The following is a 10,458-nucleotide window of genomic DNA, read 5'->3' on the forward strand; positions in this document are numbered from 1 at the left end:
GGAGGCTGCCCGCGAGGCCGTCACCGGCAGTCCGCGGAGCGATATTCTGACCGAGAAGGCGGTGCTGACCGCGTTTTCTCTACACAATCCCGGCATAGGCTCCGTAGCCGGTGACCTCGTGTCACCGGCTGGTCACGCGCCGCGATTGGTCACACACTCACGGCGTGGGTTCCGTCGCCGTGACACAGCGGTCACGGCAGGTCACGAACCGTGATTGGTCACACACTCACGGCGTGGGTTCCGTCGCCGTGACACAGCGGTCACGGCAGGTCACGAACCGTGATTGGTCACACACTCACGGCATGGGTTCCGTCGCCGTGACACAGCGGTCACGGCAGGTCACGCACCGTGACTGGTTACTCCCACCCCTCGGGCCACAGCGACGCCGCCTTCATCCCCGTCTCGAACTCCGCATCGCGGAACGCCTCCGCCAGGTCCTCCGTATCCAGCCGGTCAGCGTCCATCGACGCCAGTTCGTCCACCAGCAGCGCAGTCAGTATCCCGTGTTCGCGGATGTTCCGATCGTCCACCTTGTCCCGGGTGTCGGCGTGGGTGTGCCCCCACCCGCGTCCGCGCTCGCCGCTGTCGCTGTGGAGTTGGAGCGACGGGATTCCGGCACGGACGAATGGCCACTGGTCGCTGAACGGGTGCGGCCGGGACTGCACCTCGATTGGCTGGTTCGCCCGCTCACTCACCCGCTCGGCCGCCTCAGCAGTCGACTCCGAGGTATGGGTGAGCGCGATGAGGTCGCGGAACCGGCCGCCGCCGTCCACGTTCACCACCGCCGCGACGCCCTCGTCGTCGACGGAGTCAGCGAGATGCTCGGCGCCGAGCAGCCCCACCTCCTCGCTGCCCACGGCGACGATGCGGACGCCTCGCTCCAGTTGGTCCGCCACGTCGCTCAGAATCCGTGCTGCAGTGAGTACCGTCGCGACGCCGCAGCCGTTGTCGAGCGCGCCCTCGGCGATGTCGTGGCCGTCGTAATGTGCGAGCAGCAGCAGTTCCTCGTCGGTCTCCGGTCCGAGCCGGCCCATGACGTTCTGACTGCGGCCCGGAATGGTGTCTGCGGAGACGCTTAGTCGGGCCTGGGCGCCGTCGTCCGCGAGTTCGGTGAGCCACGCGCCCGTCTCCTTGCTGACACCGATCGCGGGTGCCTCGGCCTCGCGCCCGAAGGTAAGCGAACCGGTCGGCGGCAGCTGGCCGGGGACGTGGTTGACGAAGACGAACGCCTCGGCACCCTGGCCGACCGCGTAGCCGAACTTCTCCATCCGGTGGATAAATCGCCCGCCCTCCGGCGTCGTCGTCGAGGCGACGACGATCTTTCCTTCCACCTCCAACTCGTCGATCTCGTCGGGCGTCCCGTAGCCGGCGTCGACGAGTTCAGCCGCCACCTCGCCGCCCGGGGAGTAGGGCAACGCGAGCGCCTCGAACTCCCGCTCGACCGGCGAGCGCAGCCGGAACGAGGCGTCGCCGCGGGTCCACGCCTGCAGCTCGAACGATTCCTGGCGTACCTCCGCGACGCCGGCGTCGCGGAACGCGTCGGCGACGAGGTCGGCGGCCTCCGCTTCGCCCTCGCTACCGCCCATCCGACTCCCGATGGCGGTCAGTTCAGTGAGAAACGCCCAGGGACGGTCATCGGTCCAGGTCCGGCCCATCGCTGCATCGAATCTGTCCATGGACTCGGTTCAAGCGCTACCGGGTAGTGTTTCGGGACTGCGGCAACCGGCCAGTGCTGTGAGTTGGGCCAACAAGGCCGCCGCCCCCGATTCAGCTCTCCATTGGTATGCCAGAGTGAGAAGATTTACCACCGGCTCCAGCCCTCCGTTCTCCCATGAGTACGGTCCCCGAGCGGAAGGATATCGACGAGGAGTACAAGTGGCATCTGGAGTCCATCTTCCCCGACGAGGAACACTGGCAGGAGGCCTACGACGATGTCGAAGGGCGTGTTGCGGAGCTACGCGAGTACGAAGGGCGGGCGACCGAGAGCGCAGAGACGCTGCTCGAACTGCTCCACCTCTATGAAGACGTGATGCGTGACGTGGCGAAAGTCGCCGCTTACGCCCGGCTCCGCTCGGCAGAGGACACCCGGAACCAGGAGTACCAGGCGATTTCGACGAAAGCCGACTCGCTGCGCTCGGAGGCATCAAGCGCGACAAGCTTCCTCGAACCTGAACTCCAGGAGCTGAGCTGGGACGACGTAGAGACGCTGATGGCTGCGGAGCCCGAACTGGAGGAGTACGAACAGTTCTTCGACGACGCGCTGCGGATGAAGCCCCACACCCGCTCGGCTGAGGTCGAGGAGCTACTGGCCGAGCTGTCGGAGGTCACCGGTGCCCCGTCGGAGATCTATGGCATGCTCTCGAACGCCGACCTCACGTTCCCGACCGTCGAGAAGCCCGACGGTGAAGCGGTCGAGATCACACAGAGCAACTTCACGAAGCTCCAGAAACACCCCAACCGCGAGTTCCGCCGCGAGGTGTACGAACAGTACTACGACACCTGGGACGACTACCGCAACACCGTCGGCACGTCGCTGCAGAACAGCATCAAAAAGGACGTGAAGATGGCCGACGCGCGTAACTACGATACCGCCCGCGAGGCGGCTCTCGACAGCGCCAACGTCCCCGTCGAGGTGTACGACAACCTCGTCGACACCGTCCGGGACAACCTCGACTATCTCCAGCGCCACGCCGACCTCAAGCGGCAGGCCATCGACCGCGACGCCGAGGAGGACGTCGAAGAGCTCGGGATGCACGACCTCTACGTCTCGCTCACCGGCGACGAGGGGCCCGACGTCAGTTACGAGCAGGCCAAGGAGTGGATCACGGCGGCGGTCGAACCACTGGGTGAGGCGTACCAGGCACAGGTTGAACAGGGTCTGGAGAACCGCTGGGTCGACGTCTACGAGAACCGCGGGAAGCGCTCGGGCGCGTTCTCCTCCGGGACCTACGACACCCAGCCGTTCATCCTGATGAACTTCCAGGACGACATCTCCTCGCTGTTCACGCTGGCCCACGAACTTGGTCACTCGATGCACTCGGAACTCGCCTCCGAGGCCCAGCCCTGGCAGTACTCCAGCTACGAAATCTTCGTCGCCGAGGTCGCGAGCACGGTCAACGAGACGCTGCTGACCCACTACATGCTGGAGAACGTCGAGGACGACGAGCTTCGGCTGCACGTGCTCGACGAGTATCTCGAGCGCGTCCGCTCGACGCTCTACCGCCAGACGATGTTCGCTGATTTCGAACTGCAGGCCCATCAGCGCGCCGAGAACGGGCAGCCGCTCACACCCGACGCCTTCGACGAGATCTACGGCGACCTCAAGGCGGAGTTCTACGCCAACGCCGACGTCGACGCGCGCATCGCCAAGGAGTGGATGCGTATCCCTCACTTCTACTACGAGTACTACGTCTACCAGTACTCCACCGGGATTTCGGCGGCCATCGCCGTCACCGAACGCATCCGCAAAGAGGGCGAGCGCGCCGCCGAACAGTACCGCGAGGCGCTCCACGCCGGTGGGAGCGAGTACCCCATCGACGTCCTCGAGATCGCCGGCATCGACATGGCTTCGCCCGAGCCGATCGAGTCAGCGCTCTCGGTCTACGGCGAGCGTCTCGAGGACGCCGCCGCCCTGCTCGACCTGGAATAACCGCCGGGTAACAGAACGGCTGGCTACCGGTCCCGCGCCGTCGAACGCCCCGTCATCGTTGCGGACGGCGTGAGCGCTGCCGACAACGGCGGCCAGTAGCGCTGGCGCGACGACGACGCCGTTTACAAGCGGGCCGATCAGCCGGATGAACCCGAGAACACCGCCGACGACGGCGCCGAGGAGCGTCGTGAGGAACACCGGCAGTGCGTGAAACGGGAGACGGCGGCGGTCTCCATCGCCGAGCGGAACGGTGCGATAACGTGAGTCATGGGGCCACCTGCCGGGTGCGGGTTGATAAATCCGCTGTGCTGACTATCGATATCGGTATCCCAAGTCGGCGACCCAAAGGCACATTTACGCGTACCACGAACCTGTACTCAAGAGATGTCACGCAGTCCTTCCCTTCCAGACCGCCCCCGGCTGGACCTAGACCCCGAGATGTCACAGGCCGAGCGGTTGGAAGCCATCCGGGAGCATTTCGAACGCATCGTTCAGGTCAACGAGGAACTGGACGACCGGCTCCAGGACGCAGAGGACCGAAAGATGGATCTGCGCGAGGAGGTCGACAAGCTGAAACGGCGCAACGAGACGCTGAAAACCTCCTCGCTCTATCTGGCGACGGTCGAGGAACTGACCGAGGACGGCGTTGTCATCAAGCAGCACGGCAACAACCAGGAGGTGCTCACCGAGCTCTCGCCCGCCCTCGAGGGGCAGGTCGAAGCCGGCGACCGGGTCGCCATCAACGACTCCTTCTCGGTCCAGCAGCTGCTCGACGACGAAACCGACGCCCGGGCGCAGGCGATGGAGGTCGACAACTCGCCCGGGGTCACCTACGACGGCATCGGCGGCATCGACGACCAGGTCCGAGAGGTCCGCGAGGCCGTCGAGGACCCGCTCATCAACGCCGAGACGTTCCGCGAAGTCGGCGTCGAGCCGCCGAGTGGTGTCCTGCTCCACGGCCCGCCCGGAACGGGGAAGACGATGCTGGCGAAAGCGGTCGCCAACGAGACCGACGCGACGTTCATCAAGATGGCCGGCTCCGAGCTGGTCCGGAAGTTCATCGGGGAGGGTGCCCGGCTCGTGCGTGACCTCTTCGAACTCGCGGGCGAGCGCGAGCCCGCAGTCATCTTCATCGACGAGATCGACGCCGTCGCCACGAAGCGAACCGACTCCAAGACCTCCGGCGATGCCGAGGTCCAGCGCACGATGATGCAGCTACTTTCCGAGATGGACGGCTTCGACGACCGCGGCGAGGTGCGCATCATGGCCGCGACCAACCGCTTCGACATGCTCGACGAGGCGATTCTCCGGCCTGGCCGGTTCGACCGCCTCATCGAAGTCCCCAAGCCCGGCTTCGAGGGTCGCAAGCGCATCCTCGAGATCCACACCGAGGATCTCAACCTGGCCGAGGACGTCGATTTCGACGGCCTCGCCGAGCGCCTCGAAGACTACTCCGGCGCCGACATCGCCGCACTCACCACCGAGTCCGGGATGTTCGCCATCCGCGAAGACCGCACCGAGGTCCGGATGGCCGACTTCGAGGCCGCCCACGAGAAGATCGAGACCGCAACCGAGGAGAACAAGCCTGTGACCGGGCTGACTGCGTACCAGTAGTCAGTCGCGGCGAGTAACATGCCGCGAGCGCTGTCTCGCGGCGACGGAACTGATGTCGTGGTAGTATCAGCGTACCTATGTGAATACCGAGCCTTCGGTGATCCGTGCTGCCAAATCCACTCTTCGGAGCCATCCCTGGCGGTCCAGAAATGATGATCATCCTCCTGATAATCGTCCTGCTGTTCGGAGCCAACAAGCTCCCGAAACTCGCCCGTTCGAGCGGGCAGGCGATCGGGGAGTTCTCGCGCGGCCGCGCCGAGATGGAGAGCAAACTCACCTCGCTCAAGAACGACACGACGAACACCGAGGAGGGGACGGAGTCCCAGCCGGAAACTGAGCGAACCTCGGTTACGAAGTGAGAGCCTAATTACTCGCTCGATCGCAGAGCCGCCTCGCAGTTCTACCCTACGTTTCACCGTCCTCGTCGCGGGCGAACGGGACCGCATCGTACTGGAGACTGGGCGGTGTTTCAGGTTGCCCGAGCTTCCAGAAATCTGCCGTGTAGTTGTGATACAGCGCCGTCCCGAACACGCCAAACGCCAAGAGCCCAGCAGTGAGAAGTGGTGAGAGCCCCGGGATGATCTGAAGCCACGTTACGACGAACAGCGCCACGGAGACGGCGCCGAGTGTAAGATAGTACTCGTGCCAGGGCGCCGAGTTCTGCGGAACCACTTCGAGGTAGAAGTCGATTGCGTCGATCGACGCCGAGGGCTCTACAACCGCTCGTTCCCTGTCGTAATTGATGATTCCGAGCTGGTTCATCTTCGGGAGGTGGGTCTGATGAAGCGCGCTGTACGCGCGCTTCCGTTGTCGGTTGCTAACGAGTTCGGTCGTCGTCCGGTTCTCCCAGGCAGCGACCTCGGTGGCTAGTTCACCGACGGCGACTGCGTCCTTATGCCGTTTGAGGTGGTGAAGGACGTATCGACGCCGTGGGTTACTCAACGTGAAAAACACGGTGTCGTACGTGACCTCTGCGGCATCTTCCACGGGCTCATCAGTTACTGTTGTGGCGGTGGCGGACATTTGTTGGTTCCTCTGCAGGACTCACCTCTCCCCTGGGTAGCCATTGGTTCCCGGAGCTGATTCCTGTATGAAATAGTATATGTCACCAGAGGCGATAAAGATACGTTATTGTTACCGTATCATTGGGCTTACGAAGAGATACGGGCTCAATACCTACAGGCGCTTGTGTGAATTCTTCAGAGGCGTATGTTACACACGTCTATCGAAGTGACAAAACACGTTCTCAACGGTGTCAGTCGTCCAGAATACACTGGTGAGAACCGATGTATGCCCTGTACTGTCATCAATCTCGGTATCACCGCTATCGGTGTCTGGGTACTGTGGCGGCTGTCGCCGACGGCTGCAGCGGTGTTCGGTGGTGTCGCAGTCACGGTTATTTTCCTCCGTGGCTATCTTGTCCCGGGGACACCCACCCTGACGAAACGGTATCTCCCGGGTTCACTCCTCAAACGGTTCGGGCACGGTCCTCCTAGCAGACACGGTATCGACGATTCGGTGCCGGTAGATCCACTCGAACTGTTCGGGGGAGCCAACGTGTTGATCGAGACTGAGCATGATGTCGTGCTCGAACCGACGTTCGAACAGCGCGTAGCCACCCGTCTGGCTGCGATCGAGCAGGAGAACCTCACCGGTGCGCTCGCTGAACTATTAGCAGTGCCGCCCGAGAGGCTCTCACTCGATTCGAGCGGTGACGTGCCAACCGTCCGTCTCGACGGCCGCTGGGTCGGACAGTGGGAGTCCAGAGCGGCGCTGCTCACCGATATCGCCGCGAACCGGGAACTCGCAGAGACGGTCCCGGAGTGGGCTGACTTCTCACTCGACCAGCGGAGTGGACTGCTCGCCGGAGTCAGAGCCTGCCTCACGCACTGCCCGGTGTGTGGCGACGATGTCGAGCTGTTCCCCGACGTCGTGGAGTCGTGTTGTCGGACCGTCGATGTCATCGCTGCGTCCTGCCACGGCTGTGGCGCACGGCTGTTCGAGCTCGAGCATGAGGAGACAATCGCCTGATCGAAATCGATAACGCTCCTATTGAGAGTAGAGAATCAGCGCGCGGAGCGGCGAGACTCACACCCGTCCGTTTTCGAACTCACGGCGTCGCTGACGAACGAGGCGTCCGAGTTCACTCCGATACGACCAGAGTTCGCTGAGGCCGGCCACTGAGAACGCGGCGAGAAAAACGGTCCCGATCAGGACTGGGTCAACCAGCCTGAACGGGGCTACCCCTGCCAGTGAGGCGACAAGCAAGCCGAGGCCGACGACACCGAGCGTGCGGTACAGAGCCGTCCACGAGATGCCATACCCTGCCTCGACGTCCATATATCGACGATAAACCCGGGCCGCACCGATTGGATAAACGCGTTTTTCGTTCTGATCGTACACGATGATCGCTTGTTCGTCAAGTGTGGGGAGATGAGTCTGGTGCAGGGAGACGTACACCGTCTCACGGACCTGACGCGGAGCGGGCGAGACTCCCGTTTCTGCTTGGGCAATCGCTTCCGAGAGGTCGCGAACACTGATCGAATCGGAGACCCGACTGAGGCGCCGGACGGTCTCACGCCGACGAGGACTGCTCAGAATCCGGAACATATCCGCCTCTTCGAATCGTCCAACTGGAGAATGTGACTCAGAATACGGGTTCATGTCGCGTACGTGGCGTTCTCGGTGGATAGGTATAGAGCCGTTATCAGCCAGTACGACCTCGGTACTGCCACCGTCTGTTGCAAACCGAACGACCGGGACGGGTTCCGGGCCACGTTTTCCTCCGGGGTACGACACGCATATCCGGAGGAACTGCGACCCTAACGGTTTTACAGGGATGTCGTATCCGAAACAGCTCCCCGTTAAGTGGCACTTTGACGCGTCCCAGCCCTGCTTAGCGCGGTTGTAGCTTCGCTTAGACAAGTGTCAGTATATTCATAGATATGGCGGGGTGGGTCGTCCCATCAGTCATCCCCCCCGGGTGTCGTCTAGCAGGGACCGCGACTCGGGAGGGCCGAACACCCATGACACAAGAATCGAAGCTAACTCTGTCGCGTCGCAAGATGCTCCTCGGCCTCGGGACGGTCGGTGTCGCAGCCACGGGCGCGGGCCTCGGCACGTCTGCGTATTTCAACGACACTGAGCAGTTCGCGAACAACGTTCTGACCGCCGGTGAGCTCGACCTCCTCGTCGACTACTACACGTACTGGAATCAGGGGTCCCACGGAGCCGGGAGCCGAATCGGAACCGTCGACGGCACGAGCGTCTCCGGCGTCCTCGACGACGTCAAGCCCGGCGACAGCGGCCTCCTCGCGTTCTGTTTCGAGATCGTCGACAACCCCGCCTATCTGTGGACGTGCGGTGAACTGACCGCGAACCACGAGAACGGCCAGTCCGAACCCGAGATGAACGAGTCCACCGACAACACCGGTGGCGACCCCGGTGCGTTGATGGGCGAACTCGCAGCGGCCATCGAAGTGGACGTCAACTACTGTGACATCGCCGACAATCTCGATGCGAGCGGGATCGACGGCTTCGACCCGGACGATGTCACGCACGTCGCGGACGTGTACGAGGGAACGCTCGCCGAGTTCCTGGCGCTGGCCCAGGCCGGCATGCCGCTGGACGGCTCCGGAACTGCCGGCGTTCAGGCGCCCGGTGAACAGACGGCGTTCCCCGGTTCCGCTGCAGACCCCGAAACCGACGCTCCGTGCCTCTGCATCGAGTGGCACGTCCCGTCCACCGTCGGGAACGAAATCCAGACGGACTCTGTCGCGTTCGACCTGGAGTTCTACGCAGAACAGGCGCGCCACAACGACGGCACGCACAACCCATGTGCTGACGAGTCGTTCTCGGCCCCGTACATCAACGACGAGGACAACAGCACGCAGATCGATGGCACCCTCAAAATGGACGTCAACTACGGCGACCAGTTCGCCGCCTACCACGTCCAGATGGACGACGGCAACAGTGGCCCCAAGATGTCCGATCCGCTGAACTCGGTCACCAACATCTGGATCCCGTTCGACGTCGACGGTGACGGCGTCATCGACTTCCAGCTCCAGTGGTTCCCCGGCGCCGGCTTCGCCGACGACCCGTTCGGCTACAAGGAAGTCTCCGGCGGCTCCTGGGGCTCGACCCAGGCGCTCCCTGCGGGGATGACCGCGATGAGCTTCGCCGAATCCATCGTGTTCATCGTCCCCCTGTCGATGATCGACCCCGACACGGATTCCGCCTACACCGTCGGCGCGCACATGTCCGCCGGCGGCGAGGCACCCTACGCGGCCATCTCGACGCAGTCCGCGACCGGCGAGATCGTCCCGAGCGGCCAGTGGACGGACGCTTCGTACCTGCTCGACGGCACCATCCAGTAGTCGTATCGCCCGATAACCACCTCGACCCACGCTGGCTACTCTCGCGCCTGCGCGAGAGGACGGTTCGACTCCGTCCGCGGGTCCTCTCCCTCGAAGAACACTTCGCGGGAACACGCAACCATGAACGACAACCCACTCAGCATCTCGCGCCGCCGCGTCCTCGCGGGCCTCGGCGCGGTCGGCATCGCATCCGCCGGCGCAGGCCTCGGAACCTCGGCGTTCTTCAACGACACCGAGCGCTTCGAGAACAACGTCCTCACCGCCGGTGAGCTCGACCTCAAGGTCGACTGGCAACACAAGTACTACGGCCCAGAGACGGGCGGTATGTACGGGACGGCCGGTCGCCCGTTCGTCAACGCCTTCCCCGATATGGACGGAGACGGCGAGCGTGACAGCATCCAGACCCGGGACGATATCTCAGCTTCGGACAGTGACCTGACCGCCGCGGAGGTCGAGGCACTGTTCCGCGCCCAGTTCGCGGACGTTCCGGACGACCTCGAGATGCCAGTTATCGGCCTCGAAGACGTCAAGCCCGGTGATAGCGGCTGTCTGTCCCTCAGTATGCACCCCTTTGACAACCCTGCATACATCTGGATGGGCGGCGACCTCACCAGTGAGTCCGAAAACGGCCAGAACGAACCGGAAGCGCTCGTCGACGACACCGCCGACGGTCCCGGCGAACTCGCCGACGCCATCGAGGCCGTGCTCTGGTACGACGACGACGGCGACTGTGAACTCGACAGCGAGGGCGTTGAAGGCGAGGCGGACGTGATGATCGTGCTCGACCGCTCCGGGTCGATGACCTTCGAGACCAACAAG

The 10,458-nt window shown here is 63.5% G+C and carries 10 protein-coding genes; 6 read left to right on the forward strand and 4 right to left on the reverse strand.

The features are described 5' to 3' along the window. Positions 1-356: 356 nt before the first annotated feature. Positions 357-1,676: a M28 family metallopeptidase gene (locus tag V5A38_RS12985; protein ID WP_332326185.1), complete on the reverse strand. Its 1,320-nt coding sequence runs from the start codon at positions 1,674-1,676 to the stop codon at positions 357-359. Between the two features lie 155 nt (positions 1,677-1,831). Here V5A38_RS12985 and pepF point away from each other — a divergent pair, with 155 nt between their 5' ends. Continuing rightward, positions 1,832-3,649 (forward strand): oligoendopeptidase F, encoded by a 1,818-nt coding sequence (gene pepF, locus V5A38_RS12990; protein WP_332326186.1) that lies wholly within the window; start codon positions 1,832-1,834, stop codon positions 3,647-3,649. On the opposite strand, the gene V5A38_RS12995 is transcribed toward pepF, so the two are convergent. Then, complete coding sequence (locus V5A38_RS12995) at positions 3,587-3,847, reverse strand: hypothetical protein (protein ID WP_332326187.1); 261 nt, start codon at positions 3,845-3,847, stop codon at positions 3,587-3,589. The genes pepF and V5A38_RS12995 overlap by 63 nt on opposite strands. Before the next feature lie 186 nt (positions 3,848-4,033). On the opposite strand from V5A38_RS12995, the gene V5A38_RS13000 reads away from it, so the two are divergent. Continuing rightward, positions 4,034-5,263 carry a proteasome-activating nucleotidase gene (locus tag V5A38_RS13000; protein ID WP_332326188.1) on the forward strand — a complete coding sequence of 410 codons (1,230 nt, stop codon included), beginning with the start codon at positions 4,034-4,036 and terminating at the stop codon, positions 5,261-5,263. A 149-nt stretch (positions 5,264-5,412) separates the two neighbouring features. Then, on the forward strand, positions 5,413-5,622 hold the full coding sequence (locus V5A38_RS13005) for a twin-arginine translocase TatA/TatE family subunit (protein ID WP_332326189.1): 210 nt from the start codon (positions 5,413-5,415) through the stop codon (positions 5,620-5,622). Between the two features lie 46 nt (positions 5,623-5,668). Here V5A38_RS13005 and V5A38_RS13010 read toward each other — a convergent pair whose 3' ends face one another. Then, the gene (locus V5A38_RS13010; RefSeq protein ID WP_332326190.1) at positions 5,669-6,286 is read right to left on the reverse strand and encodes a hypothetical protein; all 618 of its coding nucleotides are present in this window, start codon (positions 6,284-6,286) and stop codon (positions 5,669-5,671) included. Positions 6,287-6,553: 267 nt separating this feature from the next. On the opposite strand from V5A38_RS13010, the gene V5A38_RS13015 reads away from it, so the two are divergent. Beyond that, positions 6,554-7,294 carry a hypothetical protein gene (locus V5A38_RS13015; RefSeq protein WP_332326191.1) on the forward strand — a complete coding sequence of 247 codons (741 nt, stop codon included), beginning with the start codon at positions 6,554-6,556 and terminating at the stop codon, positions 7,292-7,294. Between the two features lie 57 nt (positions 7,295-7,351). Here the strand turns inward: V5A38_RS13015 and V5A38_RS13020 are convergent, their stop codons facing one another. Continuing rightward, positions 7,352-7,603 carry a hypothetical protein gene (locus tag V5A38_RS13020; RefSeq protein WP_332326192.1) on the reverse strand — a complete coding sequence of 84 codons (252 nt, stop codon included), beginning with the start codon at positions 7,601-7,603 and terminating at the stop codon, positions 7,352-7,354. Between the two features lie 686 nt (positions 7,604-8,289). Here V5A38_RS13020 and V5A38_RS13025 point away from each other — a divergent pair. Both V5A38_RS13025 and V5A38_RS13030 read left to right on the forward strand, forming a co-directional pair. Further along, positions 8,290-9,639, forward strand: a complete 1,350-nt coding sequence (locus V5A38_RS13025) for a SipW-dependent-type signal peptide-containing protein (protein WP_332326193.1) — start codon at positions 8,290-8,292, stop codon at positions 9,637-9,639. Between the two features lie 120 nt (positions 9,640-9,759). Continuing rightward, a partial coding sequence (locus tag V5A38_RS13030; protein ID WP_332326195.1) for a SipW-dependent-type signal peptide-containing protein occupies positions 9,760-10,458 on the forward strand: 699 nt, incomplete at its 3' end.

It is taken from the genome of Halolamina sp. (genome assembly GCF_036626355.1).
In the GTDB taxonomy this organism is placed as follows: Archaea; Halobacteriota; Halobacteria; order Halobacteriales; family Haloferacaceae; genus Halolamina.